This window comes from Vibrio sp. ED004 (assembly GCF_023206395.1).
In the GTDB taxonomy this organism is placed as follows: Bacteria; Pseudomonadota; Gammaproteobacteria; order Enterobacterales; family Vibrionaceae; genus Vibrio.
This window is the reverse complement of record NZ_CP066150.1, coordinates 742,655-763,333: the sequence shown is the minus strand read 5'-3', so window position 1 is coordinate 763,333 and position 20,679 is coordinate 742,655. Positions and strand designations below refer to the sequence as shown.

Sequence of the window (20,679 nt, the reverse complement as noted above, 5' to 3'; positions counted from 1 at the left end):
ATGCACAAAAAACTTCAATATAACTTCGTAATTTTGAAACACTTCACACTATTGTGCAAATGTTTTCGAGCATACACCCGTTAGCTGAACCTTGCTATTTTCATAATAAACAGGCACTTACTAATAAAACATCATTTTATTACAAAACCCAATTTAGAGTGTTAGCTCTATCACATAATAAACATTTGATTATATAAATAGCGTTTTTATTCACAAGTGGAATAAAAAAGGCTTAGCGCGATACTAAGCCTCAGTTTTTATAAGGGATTAATTTTCACAAGGGATTCGTTGGGGGCTTACTTTTACAAGCAAGCCACCTCCCTTGAAATTAACTTATCCTATTCGTCATCCAGTGGAATCAGTTTGGTATTACCACCGTGTGCCTTCTCACGCTTACGCTGCACGAATGCGTAGAAGCCAGGGATTAGGAACGTACCCGCTAGTAACACACATAGCAGACCACCAATCAGTGAAATACCCAGAGAGTTCTGGCTCACGTGACCGGCACCCGCAGCGAAGATAAGCGGGAAGATACCTAAGATAAACGACCAAGACGTCATGTTTACAGCACGGAAACGCAACGTACCGCCCTTCACTGCCGCATCTTCAATTGGTGCGTCTTTCTCTTCACGCTCAACTTTCGCGAATTCCACAATCAAAATTGCGTTCTTCGCGGCCAAGGCTATCAAGAGAACCAAACCAATCTGTGCATATAGGTTCAACGGTGTGCCTGTTAGGTTCAACGCCAAGAAAGAACCTAAGGTTGCGACCGGTACTACTAAGATAATCGCAATCGGTATGGTCCAACTCTCGTACTGAGCCACCATGAACAAGTAGATAAAGATCAGTGCCAATGCAAACGCAAAGATCGCTTGGTTACCGGCGAGTACTTCTTGGTAAGCCATACCAGTCCATTCGTACTGGTAACCTTGTGGCAGAACTTCTGCAGCTACACGTTCCATCGCCGCAATCGCATCACCACTTGAGTAACCCGGTGCTGGTTGGCCTTGGATTACTGCACTGCGGTACATGTTGTAACGCCATGCTACATCAGGTTCGAAGATCTGGTCGTAAGTCACAAGCGTACTTAGCGGGATCATCTCACCATTAGACGAACGTACGTGGAATCGTTGTAGATCGTCCATGCTGCTACGGTGATCACTGTCAGCTTGCATGGTTACGCGGAAGTTCTTACCAAACATGGTGAAGTCGTTCACGTACAACGAACCAAGGTTGCCCTGTAGTGTTTGGAAAATTTCCGACAGCGGAATACCTAATTGCTGCGCTTTCTCACGGTCAATATCGACATAGTAGTGAGGTACGTTCGCACGGAAAGTACTGAATGTGTGTGAAATCTCAGGCTGTTTCGTCGCCTCAGTAATCACATCATTCATTACCATCGCAAGGTCTGTACGGCTACGACCTAACGTATCTTCAAGCACAAACTCAAAACCAGACGCTGCACCCATGCCCGGTACCGCTGGCGGCCCCATAGCAAATACAATCGCTTGAGGCAGCTCAGTGGCCGCTCGACCATTTATACGCTGTGAGATAGCCTGCGCTGAATGTTGACCATCCAGTGCATTACGTGTGTCCCAATCGTGAAGCTTGATGAACATCGACGCACCATTCGATGCAGATGCACCTGTCATGAATGCGTAGCCGTTAACCAGTGTTACACCATCAACACCCGGCTCTTGTTCAACCATCTCTAGTAATTGCGCAGTCACATCTTCTGTTCGAGACAGTGATGCCGCGTCAGGAAGCTGCACGTTAACCAGCAAAATGCCTTTATCTTCTTGAGGTACGAACGCCGTAGACGTTGTTTTCGCGAAGTAAGTAACAGCAGCCAAAGCAACAACGAAGAAAGTGAACAGCAGAACGCCTTTCTTAACCAAGAAGCCAGCAATTTGACCGTATTTGTTAGTAACGGATTCTAGACCACGGTTAAACGCTTGGTACCAACGAGCTGTGTTACCACCACCCTGCTTAAGAACCAATGAACACAATGCTGGTGACAACGTTAGTGCGTTAATAGAAGAGATAACAACGGCGATACAGATAGTCAGGGCGAACTGACGATACATAATGCCGGTAATACCTGGCAGCATCGCCACTGGGATGAATACCGCAAGTAGAACCAAGGTAGACGTAATGATCGGACCCGTTACTTCTTTCATCGCGATAAGCGTGGCTTTACGCGGTGAAATCGTTGGGTCTTTGGCCATCGTGGTATCAACGTTCTCGATAACCAAGATCGCATCATCTACTACAATACCAATCGCCAATATCAGACCGAACAGGGTTACCGTGTTAATGGTGAAGCCCGTCATCTGCATGATGGCAAACGTACCGATCAAAGATACTGGAATCGCGACTACTGGAATCAAGGTTGCACGCGCACTACCCAAGAACAGGTAAGTAACGGCGATAACCAGCAAGATCGCTTCGATCAGCGTTTTTACTACCCCTTTAATCGACTCAGCAACGAAGACTGTCGTGTCGTAGCTCGCTTCATAAGCAACGCCTTCAGGGAAGTTTTTGCTTAGGTTGTCGAGCATCGCCATTACGGCTTTACCACTTTCCAGTGCGTTAGCGTCTGATTGAAGTGACAGCGTTACGATCGACGCATCTTGACCACGGTATTTACCATTACCATCGTAGAATTTTTTACCAAGCTCAACACGTGCAATGTCTTTTAGGTAAACCGTTGAACCGTCTTGAGTTGCACGAAGAACGACATTTTCAAATTCATCCGCCGTTTCTAGTCGGCCTTTTGTTACCAAGTTGAATTGTACTTCTTGTGCGTTGTTATAAGGTGCAGCACCAATACGACCAGCAGCAACCTGAACGTTCTGTTCCGCCAACGCGCGATTCACGTCAGAGGTGGTAATATTCAGGTTAGCCATTTTCTCAGGATCTAACCAAACACGCATCGCGTATTCACCACCACCCAACACGTTAACTTCACTGATGCCCTTCACACGAGCCAGTTGGTCTTTAATGTTTAGGTTAACGTAGTTGATCAGGAACTGGTCGTCGTACTCACCGTTTGGCGAATAGAAGTTCAATACCATCAAAAGGTCTGGTGAACGCTTTTTAACGGTAACGCCCACCATTCGAACTTCTTGAGGAAGCTTCGATTCGATTTGAGCAACTCGGTTCTGAACGTTGACCTGAGCCATATCGGGATCAGTACCAACATCAAAGGTCACGTTAAGGTTGTATGAACCATCATTAGCACTCTTAGAAGACATGTAGATCATATCTTCAACGCCGTTAACCGACGTTTCTATGGGGTCGGCTATCGCCTGTTCGACTACTTCAGCACTTGCGCCTGTGTAGAATGCGGTAACACTCACAGAAGGCGGACTGATTTTTGGATATTCCGCGACTGGCAAGATAGCGAGAGAGATCGCACCCGCCAGCGTCAAGATTATGGATATTACAAGGGCAAACTTAGGCCTTTGAATAAAGAAACGACTTAACATAAATAGTCCCCCTACCCAGCTTGTTCAGCAGAAACTTGAATACGAACAGACATACCATTACGTACACGCTGTAAGCCTTGGGTGATAACTGCATCGTCCTTCTCTAGTCCAGAGTGAACAATCACACCACCTTCAACCTGACGACCCATCTCAATGTTTCTACGCTCAGCAACAGGTGCCGCTTCACCTTCAACTAACACCATAACAAAGTCGCCTTCAAGGTCGGTTTGAACCGCGCGGCGAGGAATAGTGACAACATCAATAGATTGCTTCTCACGTAGATCAACACGAACGTGCTGGCCAGGAAGAAGTTGCTGGTCTGGGTTATCGGCAATCGCACGCATCGCGATCGTACCAGTGTTTAAGTTGATACGGTTACCCAAGAAATCGAGCTGACCTAAGTGTTCGAATGCTTCACCATTTTCAAGCATGATTTGCACTTCAACACGATCAGAATCGCTGCTGCCGTCACCTTCAATTCGGTCCATACCTAACTCAATACGCTCACGCTCACTGATGCTGAACGATGCATGGATTGGGTCTAGGCTAACCAAAGTTGTCAGAACACCTGAAGACGGTGAAACGAGGTCACCTTTACTTACTTTAGTGTCACTGATTCTTCCAGAGAAAGGCGCGATAATTTGGGTGTGAGAAAGTTGGACATTCGCGGCGTTTAACTGAGCTTGGCTTGCTTCTAGCTGTGCTTGAGAACCTAATAGGTTTGCCGTTAATGCATCAAATTCCGATTGAGAAATACTGCCCTTAGGAAGTAGGTTCTTACCACGGTTGAAATCAAGTTCGGCTTTTTTAAGGTTGGCATTCGCTTGAGCAACAGCCGCTTTCGCGCTTGCTACTTCTGCTTCAAATGATGAAGGCTCAATTGAGTAAAGCAATTGACCCTTCTCGACCATTTGGCCTTCTTTGAAGTGACGGCTTTGTAGATAGCCAGAAACCTGCGCCGTGATCGCCGTGTCTTCTACGGCTTCAATACGACCGATGTACGACTTACTTTGCTGATGAGAAACAACGCTAACATCCTGTACAGCTACGAGAGGTAAAGGCGCTTGCTTGGCATTCTGAGCATCTTGCCCACATCCAGCAAGAATAAGAGAGCTTGCAAGAGCCGTAAGGATTAACTTTTTACGCATGGTTATACCGTCACTTATGAGAAATTGAACAGCATAAAAGTTACGTAACACAAATATCTACAATGTCCGAGGAATATCAATTATTACTTGAAAAGTGTTTCAACGTGTAACGAGAAACCTGATGCTTATAAAACACTTACAAGTAGATAACAAAATTACCTCAAATGAGCCTTTCTCACATTTAGAAACTAGGTATATTGATTAACATCATGTATCTTCGTAGATAAGTATTCATATTTAATTACTTAAGGTAATTCACATGATTTCAAAATGGGCTAAACGTTTTTATCAAATGGCGGAGCTGGTTGGCTCTTGGAGTAAAGATCCATCCACTCAAGTTGGCGCTGTGATCACCAAACACAACCGTATCGTTTCAGTAGGCTTTAACGGCTATCCTCATGGTGTATCAGATAGCGCTGATACTGATGATCGTGAGATGAAATACCTAAAAACCTTACACGCAGAAGAAAACGCAATCTTGTTTGCTAAGCGTGATTTAGACAGCTGTGAAATCTGGGTGACTCACTTCCCTTGTCCAAACTGTGCAGCGAAGATCATTCAAACAGGTATCTCTGCGGTTCACTGCCCTGAGCAAAGTGAAGATTTCCTTTCTCGTTGGGGAGACAAGATCAAGGTAAGCCAAGATATGTTTGAACAAGCTGGCGTGCAAGTCGATTGGTTGCCAATTGCAGACTTAGACTAGCTTCGGTTGGTTAATCTGTTTATTGATTGATAAAGAAGATACAAAAAAGCCGAGAGTCGATAATATCGCTCTCGGCTTTCTTTTTATTCGGCTAGTTCATTCACAAATGAAGCGAGGATTATGCGATAGCTGGAAACTCTTCAGCGTACGCTTCCATGAAGTCTTTGCGGATGTCTTGCTCTAGGTGAATCGCTTTTTCCGTCGGGCAGAAAATCATAAAGTGGACTTCTTGTTCACCCGTTGAACTGCTCGTGATGTGGATGTGCGGCTCAGAGCCCGGAAGGTCGACGCCAGCGTGCTTTTCAATTACACCGTTATAACGACGTGCAACATCGATAAACTCTTCACAATGCTCTTCAATTTTGACGATAAGACTCGGCACCATTGGGTACAGGTTAACGAAGTCTTTCACTGTCACTGTAAAGCTATGGTAAACGTAACGCTTCATGAAATTGAGGTTCTTTACAGGATAAGTAAAGAACATGCTGTTAGGCAGCGTAGCGGTCTTGCCAGTGAAGTGGTATTGCCCATGATACAAGTCGATTTCTTGAATCACAGTCGCCATCAGATTGTGTTCAATCACCTCACCACTGATTTTACCCACCTCAATCCAGTCACCGATTCGGAATGAACGTGAACTCGCACGTTGAATCGAGCCAGTAAAACACAAGATGATCTCTTTCGAAGCCACAACTATCGCAACGGCAATCGCAGTCACAGACAGAGCAAACTCACTGATTTCAGATTTCCAGAGAATAAACAGCGTAATAACAATAATCGCAAAGGTGCCATTTTTGGTACGGGACATCCAGTTACGTTGGTCTTCGCTAAGGAAAGCGACATCACCTCTAATTCGAGACAGGGTGATTCGGCGGATGATTAAAATGAGACTGATAATCAGCGCACTAAAAATAAACTTATGAGCGAGTAGGAAATCTATTACTTGCCACACTTTTTCCATTACTTAATCCTTAGCATTACAACAGTTAGCTTTAACAACAAAGCAGCCGTAAACAGCATTATAAAAAAGCGCTCAAAAATAGAGCGCTTTTTTTACGTGCTTAAATCAGCCTAGCTAAGGCTATCATTTTATCTGGGCAGAAGTAATAAATTGGCCAAAAGTTTCACACCAAATCACAACGGTATTAAAGCGATTAAGATCAACACCTTCTGGAAGCTCAACCATAAATCGGTCGAATGTTTTCACATCTCCCACTCTCAATAACTCGCTCTTGCTGTCATTGAAGGCTTGTTCGGTTTCAATAAACTTAGGAGAGAGGTAAACCTTGTAGTCCGGCGCCAGCTCGCCTTCAAACGCAATCGCACTTTCAGAAACCGAGACGATGCCCTCTCCCCAATGCAAGAAATCACTGTCTTGGCGATCTTTACTGAATTCGCCGGTATAAATAGCTTGTTGTGAAATCGCTTCAACTGAACTCGAAGATGGAGAATCAGGCTCAATCAAGATAGGCAGTGCATAAACACCAAGCCCAAAACCAACAGCACCCACAGCTAGGTGGGTGCAAAATAAAACTAACTTTTTCATCGCGTACTCCCTTATGCTTAAAGAGAGTATTATTGAATACTCTCAAAAATACAAAGAGATATCGCGTTATAGGCTGCTATTTCTGGTAATGCAGAGCAGTACGCTGAGACAGTTCCACAATCACTTTTACCGCCTGTTCCATACCTTGGATGGTAATGAACTCATGAATACCATGGAAGTTGTAGCCGCCAGTAAAGATATTCGGACATGGTAGCCCCATGAACGATAGGCGAGCACCGTCTGTACCACCTCGGATCGGTTTGATCATTGGCTCTACATCGCACTCGATCATCGCTTGCTTCGCCAACTCAATAATGTGCTGATGAGGTTCAACCATCTCTTTCATGTTGAAGTAACTATCAGACAGTACCAACTCAACATGGCCTTTCTCTAGGCGCTCGTTCAGTTCATCGACTTTCTGTTGCATGAACACCTTACGCGCTTCTACACCCTTACGCTCAAAATCACGGATGATGTAGCCTAGTTCGGAACGAGCAACGCCCATTTCAGCCGATTTCAGGTGGTAGAAACCTTCATAGCCTTCTGTGCATTCCGGTGTTTCTTGCGCCGGCATCATCAACTGGAACTGCGCTGCAATGTTCATCGAGTTCACCATCTTACCTTTCGCAGTACCCGGGTGAACGTTTACGCCATGGCAAATAACATCAGCACTTGTGGCATTGAAGTTCTCAAACTCCAACTCACCGACTGGACCACCATCAATGGTGTACGCCCACTCAGCGCCAAACCTCTCAACATCAAACAGGTTTGCACCACGGCCGATCTCTTCATCTGGCGTGAAACCAATGCAGATGTCACCGTGTTTAATTTCAGAATTCGCCTTTAAGTAAGCAATCGCACTAATGATTTCAGCGATACCCGCTTTGTTATCGGCACCCAGTAACGTCGTGCCGTCGGTTGTAATAAGGTCATGACCATGCAGAGCATCAAGATCTGGATATTGGCTTGGGTTTAAGCATTCTCCACTTGTGCCTAGCTCAATCGTTCCACCTTGGTAATCTTTAATCACCTGCGGTTTCACGTTCGCCCCTGATGCATCAGGAGCGGTATCCATGTGCGCGACAAAACCAATTGCAGGTACTGGAAAATCGACGTTCGACGGCAGTTTCGCCATCAAATATCCATTTTCATCTAAAGATACATCCACTAACTCTAATGCGATCAATTCTGACTTCAAGGCTTCAGCGAAGGTGATTTGACCCGGTGAACTTGGGCACTGCTGATTAGAAGGATCGGATTTGGTATCAAAAGTAACGTAATTCAGAAAACGTTCTACTAGCTTTTCCATAATTCATCTCACCATGGATTAAGTAATTGATTTACTGACCTAATTATTATGTAGATAGGCGATGTATTGTTAAATAAATACGTACGCAGAGTCAGTAGCGAGGTTTTTCATCTTACGCCCCTGACCATCAATGTAATTGCTCTAAATCATTATTGTGCGAAATTAGACGAGCTTCCTATACTTGAAATCAGAGGGTTTCGTCAGTTCCAATATTGCATACGGATGATAAGCGATCGCTTTGTACGCATTCTACGCCCTTCGCTCTCAGCCTAAAAAAAGTACAAAGTGGATGATGATCACAATTTATCCCTGATGCAGAATCTGTCATACGTTACACGGAGACACAGTTATGACGATTAATAAGTATTTTATTTTTTCTCCTCAAGCCTCTGAGGAAGCACTTCAACCAGTATTGACTGAGAAAGAAGTTCAAAGGCAGGAAGCTCTAAGGCTCGCGCAATCCCAAGGTGGATTTGATACCAACGCGACCTCGTAACTTGATAATACTCAGAACGTATTTATAGAACCCCTAATAAAGGGTTCATCGCGGCTTTCCGGGGAAAGCCGCTTTTATCTTCAAGAAGAAGTAGTCTGTATCTCGATATCCACACCCCATTCGCTTGATTAACTTTATTTTGTTGTTTATCCCTTCCAATGTGCAGGTGTTGAGCGGATAAGTTGCCGATGCAATAATACCGTGAAGATAAGGCCTCAGTTTTCGTGCGAACTCTTTCAATGGTTTAATTCCACTCTCTTGCACTTGTGCCCACCATACCTCCCAGAGCCCCTTAGCATGTGCTTCTGATTTACAGTACCAAAGCTCTTTGAGTTGTGAGCCGAGTATATAAGTGGCCATCAAGTCCTTATTGATATTCAATATTTCAGTAAGATAGCTATCTTGTCGTGCATTTAAATTACCTCTGTTTTTCAGCAGTACCCAGCGTGAGCGCTTCACACATTGCCTCGCTTTTTATCCTGCTTGAGTTTGTTAGCTTGGTCGACTCTGACTCTATCCATCACCTCACGACCGAACTTAGCAACAACATGGAATAAGTCGTAAACGATTTTTGCATTCGGGCAGTGCGCTTGAACTTCAAGGTCAAAAGCCGTATTCATGTCCATTGCGACCGCTTCGATATTGTTACCATGCTTGCCTAACTGCTCGAAAAACGGTCGTATGTCCTTGCGGCTACGACCTAACCCTATCCAAATGACTTGGTGAGTCTTAGCATCAGCGATGACTGTGGCATATCGGTGCCCTTTAAAGATGGCGAACCCGTCCATGACGAGTTGCCTTAGCCCTTCCCATTTCACTGACGGTACCACTTGGCGAAGTCGACGTTTATCTATCTCTTTAATGGTGTGCCAATGAACGCTCGTTAACTGGGAGATATGCTTAATGGGAAGAAGAGGCAGTAGTTGTTCTATATAGCTTTTTAGACGCGTCGTTATACGAGCATAAGGCTCTAACCAAGATAGAAACTCTGTTTTTATGCCGCAGTCACGACACTTGATCCTTCGAGTTTGAACGGAAAGCTCAACAGGAACATTGAACAACATGGCCTCTTTCACATGACGCCATTGATACTCATGGATAGCCTCAGCTTCAAGACCGCAAAGGCATTTAGCCTCAGAATTAGGTTTAAGAGTTAGTGTAACAAGTGATGCTGTCTGGTGAGACTTTACTATTTTAAAGCCTTCCCAGAATGAAGATAGGAAAGTATGATTCGGCATGAAAACGGTAGTTTGTGTATGATTTTTGTTTGGCGACTAAACCATATCACTTACTACCGTTTTTTTGTTTTTAGTTCCCGCTAATCCGCGATGAACCTAATAAAGAGCTCTACTTCTCTATGATGTAGAGCTCTTTGTCTTTAGACCTTTCTCTATTTCCGATTAGCCCTATTCAGGCGTCAGCCTATCCGCACTCTTTTGCTTTCCGACCTTCGCCTATACCTGTATCTATAGCTACTCGAGTACATAGCCATCTCAGTTCACACGCTGAGAAATGACTCATTAAACTTCCCCAAGCCATACCTTGTCGTGCCATTTTGTGCTAATAATTCATATTCGTTTTCATTCCTCACTCGCCCTCTTTTCAAATACTTTTATGCGAGCACCAGAGAACTTAACCACAGGAATCCCGAATTCAATGGAATATTCAAAACTAGGAAGTAGTCAAATTCCCGTTTCCCGAATCTGTCTTGGTAGCATGACTTGGGGGCTGCAAAATACGCAACAGCAAGCCGACCAACAGATCGAATACGCACTAAGCCAAGGTATTAACTTTATTGATACAGCAGAAATGTACGCGGTTCCGCCTTCTCCAGGTACCTACGGCAAAACAGAAGCGATTATCGGTAACTGGTTGTCTCGTAATCCGCAGCGCCGCCAAGAATTACTCATTGCGAGTAAAATTGCGGGGCCAGGCCTGCCTTGGGTTCGAGATGGCGGCCCGATAACGGGTGAAGCCGTAATCGCCGCGGTTGATGCGTCATTACAACGCCTACAAACCGATTATATTGATCTTTACCAACTTCACTGGCCAAATCGCACTACACCTCACTTTGGTAAGCACTTTCCTAATCACATTCGATTCAACGATATCGACCGAAAGCAGCATGAAGCGGAGATGTTGGAGATCCTTCAAGCATTAGCGAGCTGTATTAAGGCGGGTAAGATTCGTCATGTCGGCCTTTCAGATGACACGACTTGGGGCATTAACACCTACCTTAAACTGAGTGAGAAGCACGATTTGCCACGTATAGTCTCTATTCAGAATGAATTCAGCCTACTGCACGCAAAAGACTGGCCATATCTGATTGAGAACTGTGTGCACGAAGATGTCGCTTACCTGCCTTGGTCACCTTTGGCTGCAGGTATGTTGAGTGGTAAATACATTGATGGTGCAAGACCGGAAGGCAGTCGCTGGACGTACATGCAGCGTAAAGGCATTTTCCGTGACACTGAATCTGCAAACGAAGCGGTTAAAGGATACGTGGAAGTGGCGAACGCACACGGGTTTACACCAAGCCAATTGGCATTAGCGTGGTGTAATCAAGTCGACGGTGTTACCTCGACCATTATTGGCGCAACCACCATGGAACAGTTGAAAGAAAACGTAGCAGCATTCAGCAAACCGCTATCAGAAGAGATTCTGACTGATATCAACACGGTGTTTAAGCGCTACCCTGCTCCGTATTAAGCTGTCAGTTCAACGTAACTTAGGTAAGTAATCCCATAAGAGCGCGCTATTTAGTGCGCTTTTCTTTTTTAAGTGGGTTGCTTTTGCTTTTTATGTAGATCGCATTGAGTCATCACGCTTTTGGTTATCCAACCTTTGCTCTATAATGCGCGGGCTTATATCTAGGATAAAAACATGATTTCAAAAAACCAATTAAAACTCCTTCGTGCTTTGGGCCAAAAGAAACAACGTAAAGCCCACGGCTTGTTTCTAGTTCAAGGTGAAAAGAACGTTCTTGAACTGTTCAATAGTGACTTAGTCGTAAAGAACGTCTTTGCTACTGCTGATTTCTTATCCGAGAATCACGCATCACTGATTGAGTTTGATTGTGTTGAAGCCTCGCTAGACGACCTAACCAAAGCAAGCACTCTAGTAAGTAACAATGCCGCGATTGCTGTGGTTGAGATTCCAAAGGTTGAATTACCAGAAGCGACAGGCTTAATGATTGCGCTGGATGGTGTTTCTGACCCAGGTAACCTAGGTACGATTATTCGCGTGGCAGACTGGTATGGCATTAAGCATATCGTTGCGAGCAGCGATTGCGCAGACCCATACAACCCTAAAACGATCAGTGCAACTATGGGTAGCTTTGGCCGAGTACACGTAAGCCAAACGGACTTACCAGCTTACTTAGAGCAAGCGAACCTACCGGTTTACGGTGCTTTCTTAGAAGGTGAAAGTGTTCATAAGACTGACTTCACTGCCAACGGTATTTTGCTGATGGGCAGCGAGTCTCACGGTATCCGTGAACACGCCGCTAAGTTCGTGACCGATAAGATTACGATTCCAGCATTCGGTGGCGCAGAATCTCTAAACGTGGCGATGGCGACAGGTATCATCCTCGATAACATGCGTCGTCAGCATAGCTAGACCTCTAGGCTAACGAGCCAATCGACAGTGTTCAGATATTAAAAAAGGCGTATTGATTAAATCAGTACGCCTTTTTATTTGAGTTCTTTTCAACAATTACTTTTCTAGCATTGCCAACTTATCAGACACGCCATTCCACTTTTCAGCGTCATCCATCGGTGCTTTGACTTCCGTTTGCACAGGCCAAATCTCAGCAAGCTCAGCATTCACTTCAATAAAGATCTTTTGATCTTCTGGTAATTCGTCTTCTTGGAAGATCGCTTGAGCATCACATTCAGGTACACATAAACCACAATCGATGCATTCGATTGGGTTAATTACCATGAAATTCGGGCCTTCATGGAACGCATCTGCGGGGCACACGGCCACACAGTCTGTGTATTTACATTGAATACAATTATCGCCTACGACAAATGCCATGATGCTCTGCTCTATAAGTTAGTCAAAATTGAAGAATGGGGATAATACTCATCCCAAAGCAAAATTCAACACCATACGGCTCTAATATCGTGTCTATTTGCTCCATGTTTCCAAATTAGTATGACAGATAAATCAATTTCTCGTAAAATGCGCGCCATTGTGAGCTTATCGCTTCTTTCAACCTCAGCGTTTTCATCAAACCTGAGTTTAGAAGTGGTTTAGCTAAGACACCTATAAAAAACGAGACATCGAAATGATACGTTTAACCGAAATTAAACTTCCACTAGACCACGAAGAGTCTGCCATTCAAGACGCGATTGAAGCGAAGCTTGGTATTAACTCTGATCAGGTACTTTCTTTTAATATCTTTAAACGTGGCTACGATGCTCGTAAGAAATCGAAGATCCTACTTATCTACACGCTGGATGTTCTCGTTGAAAACGAAGCTGAGCTGCTAGAGCAATTCATCAGTGACCCGCACGTAAAAGTGACTCCAGACATGGAATACAAATTCGTTGCTAAAGCCGTTGAGAACCAAACTGAGCGCCCTGTTGTTATCGGCTTTGGCCCTTGTGGTTTGTTCGCTGGTCTAGTGCTTGCTCAAATGGGCTTCAACCCAATCATCGTTGAACGTGGTAAAGAAGTTCGTGAACGTACTAAAGATACCTTTGGTTTCTGGCGTAAGCGTACTCTGAACACAGAATCAAACGTACAATTTGGTGAAGGCGGCGCAGGTACTTTCTCTGACGGTAAGCTTTACAGCCAAGTGAAAGATCCAAAACACTACGGCCGTAAAGTAATCGAAGAGTTCGTTGCAGCTGGCGCACCAGAAGAAATTCTATACGTAAGTAAGCCGCACATCGGTACCTTCAAACTGGTTACCATGATCGAGAAAATGCGAGCTTCTATCATTGAGCTAGGTGGCGAAATTCGCTTCAGCACTCGCGTAGATGACGTTCACATGGAAGACGGTCAAATCACTGGCTTAACGCTTTCTAATGGTGAAGAGATTAAGTCTCGCCACGTTGTACTAGCAGTTGGTCACAGTGCTCGTGACACGTTCGAAATGCTACACGACCGTGGCGTTTACATGGAAGCGAAGCCTTTCTCTGTGGGTTTCCGTATCGAACACAAGCAATCAATGATTGATGAAGCTCGTTTCGGCAAGAACGCAGGCAACCCAATTCTAGGTGCGGCGGACTACAAACTGGTTCACCACTGTAAGAATGGCCGCACTGTATACAGCTTCTGTATGTGCCCAGGTGGTACTGTGGTTGCTGCAACGTCTGAAGAAGGCCGCGTAGTAACAAACGGCATGAGCCAATACTCTCGCGCAGAGCGTAACGCAAACAGTGCGATCGTTGTTGGTATCGACCCAGAACGCGATTACCCAGGTGACGCACTGGCTGGTATCCGTTTACAACGTGAACTAGAAAGCGGCGCTTATGTTCTTGGTGGCGAAAACTACGATGCACCAGCACAAAAAATCGGTGACTTCCTGAAAGGTCGCGATCCAAGTGCAATCGGTGAAGTACAACCGTCTTTCACACCGGGTATCCACCTAACAGACATTTCAAAAGCGCTACCTGATTTTGCTATCGAAGCGATTCGTGAAGCCATCCCAGCGTTCGAGAAGAAGATTAAAGGTTTCTCTACACCAGACGGCCTACTAACAGGTGTTGAGACTCGTACGTCTTCTCCTGTATGTATCAAGCGCGGCAAAGACTACCAAAGCATCAACCTTAAGGGCTTCTTCCCTGCAGGTGAAGGCGCAGGCTACGCAGGTGGCATCCTGTCTGCTGGTATCGACGGTATTAAGGTTGCGGAAGCACTTGCGCTATCTATGGCAGAACAGAACCAAGCTGAGAAGATTGAAATCGCTTAAGGTCTCACTTCAAAGCTACTAAACAGCGATTAACCAAAACAAAAAATCCAGTGTCGGTAGACACTGGCTTTTTTATTGGGAACAATTTATCGGTGCTAAGAACTCACTCGAGTAGCCTTACTCGCAGCTTTCTTTTGACCAGTTAACACCATCATCTGAACACTCAAATCGACTTGTCCCATTCTGGTAGTAATAACCTTTAGTCCAGTTACCTTGAGAATATCTAGACGTTATCGTTTGAGTATAATCGAACGGCGTGTTTTCAATGTACGTTACATTGATAGGCTTGGTTTCGACCCCCTTCTAAGATGGTAATGTGCTTAAAGCCTCATTGGCTAGTTTGCACTTTAAGGTTGGAGTTAACTTTCATTAGGCCTAGGGTCTTTTTGCTGTAATAACCATTGGAAAAATAAGTGGTGTTCACAATTAACAAACCGATAACGCTCACCCAAACTTTCAGTGTTAGTACACCAAAGCCCGCACAGATAAAGAGACTAACGTATGAAAAAATGCACTGAGTTTACCTTGCATATAGCACCCAAAAAAAGGTTCATCGCGGATTAGCGAGAACTAAAAACAAAACGGTAGTAAGTGATATGGTTTAGTCGCCAAACAAAAATCATACGCAAGCTACCGTTTTCATGCCGAATCATACTTTCCTATGTTCATTCCGGGAAGGCTTTAAAATAGTAAAGTATCACCAGACAGCATCACTTATTACTCTGACTCTTAAACCTAACTCTGAGGCTAAATGCTTTTGCGGTCTTGAAGCCGAGGCTATCCATGAGTATCAATGGCGTCATGTGAAAGATGCCATGTTGTTCAGTGTTCCTGTTGAACTTTCCGTTCAAACTCGAAGGATTAAGTGTCGTGACTGCGGCATAAAAATAGAGTCTCTATCTTGGTTAGAGCCTTATACTCGTATAACGAAGCGCTTAAAAAGCTATATAGAACAACTACTGCCTCTTCTTCCCATTAAGCATATCTCCCAGTTAACGAACGTTCATTGGCACACCATTAAAGAGATAGATAAGCGCCGACTTCGACAAGTGGTACCGTCAGTGAAATGGGAAGGGCTAAGACAACTCTTCATGGACGAGTTCGCCATATTTAAAAGGACCGATATGCCACAGTCATCGCTGATGCTAAGACTCACCAAGTCATTTAGATAGGGTTAGGCCATAGCCGCAAGGACATACGACCGTTCTTCGAGCAGCTAGGCAACAATATCGAATCGGTCTCAATGGACATGAATACGGCTTTTGACCTTGAAGTTCAGCGAACTACCCGAACGCAAAAATCCTTTACGACTTATTCCATGTTGTTGTTAAGTTTGGTCGTGAGGTGATGGATAGAGTCAGAGTCGACCAAGCCAACAAACTCAATCAAGATAAAAAACGAGGCAATGGGTCAAACGCTCACGCTGGGTGTTGTTGAAAAACAGAGGCAATTTAAATACACGGCAAGGCAGCTACCTTACGAAATATTGAATATCAATAAGGACTGATTACCACTTATATACTCGGTTCACAACTCAAAGAGCTTTGGTATTGTGAATCAGAAGCACATGCTAAGGGGCTCTAGGAGGTATGGTGGGCACAATTGCAAGAAAGTGGAATTAAACCATTGAAAGAGTTCGCACGAAAACTGAGGCCTTATCTTCACGGTATTATTGCATCGGCAAGTTATCCGCTCAACACCTGCACATTGGAAGGGATAAACAACAAAATGAAGCTAATCAAGCGAATGGGATACGGATATCGAGATACAGACTACTTTTTCTTGAAGATAAAAGCGGCTTTCCCCGGAAAGCCGCGATGAACCAAAAAAAGCACCTAGCCTTGACATGAAAATAAGTGCTTTGTCAGTTATAAATAGTCGAAATGAAAAAACGCTGGTTAGGCGAGGGGCTATAATGCGGCAATTACGCCACACCCGATTAAGAAAGCAAGAAATTTTAGATTCGTACTTGTTTGACCTGACTTTCTTTATCATAAAAATCCGCTTTAAACTTAATTAAATCTTGCTTCAAACGATTAAAACAATGACTTTCAGAGTGGTTAGTATTTTCCTTCAAGTGCGCTATTAAATCTTTACTACAGCTGTTAAAGTAATGTCCACGTCTATTACTTTCATCTTTATCATCTTTAGCAGCATTCTGAATCTCGGATATTTCTAAATTTTGAAGGTCCTTAAATAAGCCACTGATCTTAAGTTTTTTATCCCCTAATAACGTAGGTTTAATAGCATCTTCAATATCATGACCACAAAAATAGCTATGAACATTATCATAGTCTAGGCCGTGATTACCTCTTAGGAATTGCTCATATTTTTTATTATGAACCTCGGTAAATTCACCTGTTATTTCATGGTCATAATCTTTGATGAGCTTTAAGGATTTGACTATGGTTTTTTAAAATCTAGAGTTTCTTTTTCTGTCTCATGCCCATTAGATAACATTTCGATAAGGTTTATAAAGCTACCATATTGCTGCCTTGACCAATTACCAAGCATCACTTCATACAAGTTATCTGGAATATGTTGTGCATCACTACAGGCTGCTTTTTTCGTTAAGTTAACTAGCCTTTCAGGCGCATAATAGTAGCTTTCAATTGCATAAAAATAAGTTTGAAAACAAAAAACACTCCCATAAAGTGTAAATTTTTCGCCGCCTTTTTGATAAAGTTCATGATCTTTGTTAAGCAAATAGTCATAATCACTATCGACACAAAAAAGTGAATACTCGCCTAATACCTTTTTGTCATCCTCTGTTTTTAGCACTGACAAAATTGCATCTTTTCCGAAAGCTTTTGCTTCATCGTGCTTTCTAATTGCTTTAACTGTAACCTTTTTCATTCCAAGGGAATGAAACAAACCATCCCAAAAAGGTATATCAGCATACGACTCAACCCAAATAGTTCTATGACCACGACGAGTTTTGTCTTGCGACATCAAACTGCTGCCCTTTCTGAAAGTTGATCGAATATACCTTCGCTGAGTTTTAGTACTAGCTGGAAACGCATTCATGATTAACTGTTCTCCGGTGTCAACTCTACACAACTGTCGAACCAGTCATCTTCAATAATACTTGGCGAATGAGTTGCAACAATGAACTGCTTACCGGGAACAATTGACATAAGATCTTTAATCAATTTAAACTGCCAGTCTATATGCAAACCAATCTCAGGTTCATCAATTATAAACAATTCACTATTACGCTCTAAGAATATTGAAAGAAACAAATAAATAACTGTTTTTTCTCCACGAGATAATTTATCACATGGGATTAATTTATCCTTCGTTGAAAGAGTTATGCGACCTTCTTTGTCTTTTCTTATGTTCTTCCCAGAATAATTAAAGTATTCATTCATCTTTGAGAATAAAATAATTATTTCTGATTTTATTTCTTTCGCATCTTCGAGAGTAATATCACTTTCAAAAAGTAAATCATTCTCTCCCAGTAATGTGTCATTAATTACCGATTCGTATGAATGAAACTCCTTCCTAATATTTAAAAATATGTCATCAATATTTACCCCGTACATATAATTAAATATTGTATTTACATTTTTATCACGCAATAACTTTATTTTATTTGCGTTTCTATCCTCTTGATAAAGATAGGTTTTATATGGGGCTATATTTTTATTTAAATTAGAAGGTGCTGAATTTTTAAATCTTGCTATTTCACCTAAAGGCTGGTTTTCATATGAAATGAAAATATTATTACCTTCATCTATTTTAGAAATTTCACTTTCTATCAACTTTAACGTTTTTATATCATGGGCAACAATAGTTGAGTCTTTATTTTCTAAAATGGAATCTAATAACTTTTCTTCCTTTTCCATGGTTTTAGTTACTGCTGGAATGACAACGCCGGTTTTATAAAACTCATCATCACGATTAAAGATTAGCTTAGTCGAAACAAATCTTTCTTTTGATGACGATGCATTATTTATATCTGAGTCACCATTCGCAACATCAGAAATAAGGTTCAAAATTGTACTTTTACCCACACCATTGGGGCCATATAGAAATGTAACCCCTCATTAAAAGGGATACTAATCTTCTCTTTGCCCCAAAGGTTTAATATCTCGACATTTGATATATACACAATAAATCCTAATTCCTGATTCCTGATTACGCCTAACGCCTACTTAAGTAGTGAAGCTACACAGTATTCAATCCACCATATAGCATTTTAAATTCACGTTCACTTGTCAACATTTGTTATACATAATGTCCTTCTAAGTATCTGATAGCTCAACGCTCGACCTAGAACTGTGTACTATGAGTGGCTACAACGTAATCATATACCTAAACTCAACAAAAGTTTTCTTCAGAAACAATACCACGCAACTCAAAAACACAAAAGAAATCATCCAAATTAATGTAATCTCTATATCCAAATCAACGATTCTTTGGTTAACTTATCCTAAACGCTGCACTTTCAATGACCTCAAACACCTTTTCACTGGCTATCTTACTGACTTCTAGCAAGTCTTAAACCCCAAAGTAGTCGGGCTCTTTGAGCAACTCCGAGATTTCTGAATGACTGAAAATCATAGTATTGTTAACAACGACAATTGTTCCAACCACTTGTCCATATTCAATAACAATAAGTGATTAAAGTTATAGAGAGAGCATTACAGACTTTGGTTGAACCACATCTAACTGTTTTTACATATCACTGAAAGCCCCTATATAGCGTACTTGAGCCAGTATTATCCAACTAAAGTGTCTATGTCACTAGCGGTACACAAGCAACATGGTAGAATGCCGCCATTAATCTTATCCTTGTATAAGATTGTTGAAACTTTCCATCGCTATTTAGCCAAATCATACCGAGAAACTTATGCCATTTTCCAAGCTTGGATTAAGCTCACCTATTGTTAAAGCCGTTGCAAAACAAGGCTATGAAAAGCCAACTTCGATTCAAGAAAAAGCAATTCCAATTGTACTTTCTGGTAAGAACCTTATTGCGGCAGCACAAACAGGTACAGGTAAAACTGCGAGCTTTGTTCTCCCTATCTTAGAAATGCTAAGCAAAGGTGAAACGCAGCGTAAAAAACGTATTCGCGCCGTGATTCTTACACCAACTCGTGAGCTGGCTGTTCAGGTTGAACAGAACATCACTAAGTACGCGAAGTTCCTAAACCTCACATCACTAGCGATGTACGGTGGCGTGTCTTACCAACATCAAAAAGATCGTCTGATTGAAGGTGTTGATATTCTGGTTGCAACTCCAGGTCGCTTGATCGACATGTACGGACAACGTGCCGTTCACTTTGATGAAGTTGAGGTATTGGTTCTTGATGAAGCAGACCGCATGCTAGACATGGGTTTCATTGAAGACATCAACAAGATCATTGCGCGTCTACCACAAGACATCCAAAACCTTCTGTTCTCAGCAACGCTTTCAACGCCAGTTCGTGCGCTAGCGAAAAGTGCTATCAGTGAAGCGGAAGAGATTTCGATTGCCAAAACTGACGCGTCTAAAGCGAACATTGAGCAATGGTTGGTAACGGTAGATAAAGACCGCAAATCAGCACTATTGAGCCACATGATTACCGAAGGTAATTGGGATCAAGCGCTTATCTTTATCGAGACCAAGCACGGCGCGGCTAAGTTGGTTGCTCAACTTGAAAAACGTGGCATTCAGGCTGAAGCTTTCCACAGTGGACGCAGCCAAGCGATCCGTGAAAAGATCTTGGCTGACTTCAAGAAAGGTCGCCTAAAATACTTGGTAGCGACTGGCGTTGCTGCTCGTGGTATCGATATCGATAACCTAAGCCGCGTAGTGAACTACGACCTGCCTTTCCCAGCAGACGACTACGTTCACCGCATTGGTCGTACTGGCCGTGCTGATGCATCTGGTGAAGCGATCTCTTTCCTATCAAAAGACAACTTCAAAAACCTGTGTATTATTGAAAAGCGTCTTGGTCACCTGATTGAGCGCCGTGTAGTGGAAGGTTTCGAGCCACGTAAAGAAGTGCCGATTTCAGTGCTGAATTTCGTTCCTAAGAAGAAAAGAGAACAGCAAGAGAAAGAAGGCAAGTAAAC

14 protein-coding genes and 2 pseudogenes are annotated in these 20,679 nt (G+C 43.0%); 7 read left to right on the top strand and 9 right to left on the bottom strand.

Annotation, left to right across the window (positions count from 1 at the left end; all coding sequences use genetic code 11):
* Positions 1–338 precede the first annotated feature (338 nt).
* Together ITG10_RS20855 and ITG10_RS20850 are read right to left on the bottom strand one after the other, a co-directional pair.
* Complete coding sequence (locus ITG10_RS20855; protein ID WP_017633335.1) at positions 339–3,491, bottom strand: efflux RND transporter permease subunit; 3,153 nt, start codon at positions 3,489–3,491, stop codon at positions 339–341.
* A gap of 11 nt (positions 3,492–3,502) precedes the next feature.
* Positions 3,503–4,639, bottom strand: a complete 1,137-nt coding sequence (locus ITG10_RS20850) for an efflux RND transporter periplasmic adaptor subunit (RefSeq protein WP_248387118.1) — start codon at positions 4,637–4,639, stop codon at positions 3,503–3,505.
* Between the two features lie 259 nt (positions 4,640–4,898).
* Here ITG10_RS20850 and ITG10_RS20845 point away from each other — a divergent pair, with 259 nt between their 5' ends.
* Positions 4,899–5,342, top strand: a complete 444-nt coding sequence (locus tag ITG10_RS20845; RefSeq protein WP_017058015.1) for a cytidine/deoxycytidylate deaminase family protein — start codon at positions 4,899–4,901, stop codon at positions 5,340–5,342.
* Positions 5,343–5,460: 118 nt separating this feature from the next.
* Here ITG10_RS20845 and ITG10_RS20840 read toward each other — a convergent pair whose 3' ends face one another.
* From ITG10_RS20840 to pepT, 3 genes are all read right to left on the bottom strand, one after another.
* The gene (locus tag ITG10_RS20840; protein ID WP_017633334.1) at positions 5,461–6,303 is read right to left on the bottom strand and encodes a mechanosensitive ion channel family protein; all 843 of its coding nucleotides are present in this window, start codon (positions 6,301–6,303) and stop codon (positions 5,461–5,463) included.
* Between the two features lie 123 nt (positions 6,304–6,426).
* A complete protein-coding gene (locus ITG10_RS20835) occupies positions 6,427–6,888 on the bottom strand; it encodes a DM13 domain-containing protein (protein WP_017633333.1) in 462 nt (153 codons plus the stop codon).
* Positions 6,889–6,964: 76 nt separating this feature from the next.
* Complete coding sequence (pepT, locus tag ITG10_RS20830; RefSeq protein ID WP_017633332.1) at positions 6,965–8,197, bottom strand: peptidase T; 1,233 nt, start codon at positions 8,195–8,197, stop codon at positions 6,965–6,967.
* 349 nt (positions 8,198–8,546) lie between these two features.
* On the opposite strand from pepT, the gene ITG10_RS20825 reads away from it, so the two are divergent.
* The gene (locus ITG10_RS20825; RefSeq protein ID WP_008215590.1) at positions 8,547–8,693 is read left to right on the top strand and encodes a hypothetical protein; all 147 of its coding nucleotides are present in this window, start codon (positions 8,547–8,549) and stop codon (positions 8,691–8,693) included.
* Positions 8,694–8,738: 45 nt separating this feature from the next.
* On the opposite strand, the pseudogene ITG10_RS20820 reads toward ITG10_RS20825, so the two are convergent.
* Positions 8,739–9,931: pseudogene (locus ITG10_RS20820) on the bottom strand (ISL3 family transposase).
* 418 nt (positions 9,932–10,349) lie between these two features.
* Here ITG10_RS20820 and ITG10_RS20815 point away from each other — a divergent pair.
* A complete protein-coding gene (locus ITG10_RS20815) occupies positions 10,350–11,402 on the top strand; it encodes an aldo/keto reductase (RefSeq protein ID WP_128644380.1) in 1,053 nt (350 codons plus the stop codon).
* Between the two features lie 174 nt (positions 11,403–11,576).
* On the top strand, positions 11,577–12,311 hold the full coding sequence (locus ITG10_RS20810) for an RNA methyltransferase (RefSeq protein WP_017631333.1): 735 nt from the start codon (positions 11,577–11,579) through the stop codon (positions 12,309–12,311).
* Positions 12,312–12,407: 96 nt separating this feature from the next.
* Here the strand turns inward: ITG10_RS20810 and fdxA are convergent, their stop codons facing one another.
* Entirely contained in the window at positions 12,408–12,731 is a 324-nt protein-coding gene (fdxA, locus tag ITG10_RS20805; protein ID WP_017631334.1) for a ferredoxin FdxA, read from the bottom strand.
* A 253-nt stretch (positions 12,732–12,984) separates the two neighbouring features.
* Between fdxA and ITG10_RS20800 the strand changes: the two genes are divergently transcribed.
* Positions 12,985–14,616, top strand: a complete 1,632-nt coding sequence (locus ITG10_RS20800; RefSeq protein ID WP_017631335.1) for an NAD(P)/FAD-dependent oxidoreductase — start codon at positions 12,985–12,987, stop codon at positions 14,614–14,616.
* A gap of 641 nt (positions 14,617–15,257) precedes the next feature.
* Positions 15,258–16,437: pseudogene (locus ITG10_RS20795) on the top strand (ISL3 family transposase).
* Between the two features lie 582 nt (positions 16,438–17,019).
* Here the strand turns inward: ITG10_RS20795 and ITG10_RS20790 are convergent.
* Both ITG10_RS20790 and ITG10_RS20785 read right to left on the bottom strand, forming a co-directional pair.
* A complete protein-coding gene (locus ITG10_RS20790) occupies positions 17,020–17,568 on the bottom strand; it encodes a DUF4435 domain-containing protein (RefSeq protein WP_248387117.1) in 549 nt (182 codons plus the stop codon).
* Between the two features lie 77 nt (positions 17,569–17,645).
* Positions 17,646–18,632 carry an AAA family ATPase gene (locus ITG10_RS20785; protein ID WP_248387116.1) on the bottom strand — a complete coding sequence of 329 codons (987 nt, stop codon included), beginning with the start codon at positions 18,630–18,632 and terminating at the stop codon, positions 17,646–17,648.
* Positions 18,633–19,471: 839 nt separating this feature from the next.
* On the opposite strand from ITG10_RS20785, the gene ITG10_RS20780 reads away from it, so the two are divergent.
* Positions 19,472–20,677: a DEAD/DEAH box helicase gene (locus ITG10_RS20780; protein WP_017630130.1), complete on the top strand. Its 1,206-nt coding sequence runs from the start codon at positions 19,472–19,474 to the stop codon at positions 20,675–20,677.
* Positions 20,678–20,679 lie beyond the last annotated feature (2 nt).

Bases quoted from the DNA above. Each gene is read 5' to 3' on its own strand.
- ITG10_RS20810 (WP_017631333.1), top strand. From the start codon at position 11,577: ATGATTTCAAAAAACCAATTAAAACTCCTTCGTGCTTTGGGCCAAAAG.
- ITG10_RS20825 (WP_008215590.1), top strand. From the start codon at position 8,547: ATGACGATTAATAAGTATTTTATTTTTTCTCCTCAAGCCTCTGAGGAA.
- ITG10_RS20850 (WP_248387118.1), bottom strand. From the start codon at position 4,639: ATGCGTAAAAAGTTAATCCTTACGGCTCTTGCAAGCTCTCTTATTCTT.
- pepT (WP_017633332.1), bottom strand. From the start codon at position 8,197: ATGGAAAAGCTAGTAGAACGTTTTCTGAATTACGTTACTTTTGATACC.
- ITG10_RS20800 (WP_017631335.1), top strand. From the start codon at position 12,985: ATGATACGTTTAACCGAAATTAAACTTCCACTAGACCACGAAGAGTCT.
- ITG10_RS20835 (WP_017633333.1), bottom strand. From the start codon at position 6,888: ATGAAAAAGTTAGTTTTATTTTGCACCCACCTAGCTGTGGGTGCTGTT.
- ITG10_RS20815 (WP_128644380.1), top strand. From the start codon at position 10,350: ATGGAATATTCAAAACTAGGAAGTAGTCAAATTCCCGTTTCCCGAATC.
- ITG10_RS20845 (WP_017058015.1), top strand. From the start codon at position 4,899: ATGATTTCAAAATGGGCTAAACGTTTTTATCAAATGGCGGAGCTGGTT.
- ITG10_RS20840 (WP_017633334.1), bottom strand. From the start codon at position 6,303: ATGGAAAAAGTGTGGCAAGTAATAGATTTCCTACTCGCTCATAAGTTT.
- ITG10_RS20790 (WP_248387117.1), bottom strand. From the start codon at position 17,568: ATGTCGCAAGACAAAACTCGTCGTGGTCATAGAACTATTTGGGTTGAG.
- ITG10_RS20855 (WP_017633335.1), bottom strand. From the start codon at position 3,491: ATGTTAAGTCGTTTCTTTATTCAAAGGCCTAAGTTTGCCCTTGTAATA.
- fdxA (WP_017631334.1), bottom strand. From the start codon at position 12,731: ATGGCATTTGTCGTAGGCGATAATTGTATTCAATGTAAATACACAGAC.
- ITG10_RS20780 (WP_017630130.1), top strand. From the start codon at position 19,472: ATGCCATTTTCCAAGCTTGGATTAAGCTCACCTATTGTTAAAGCCGTT.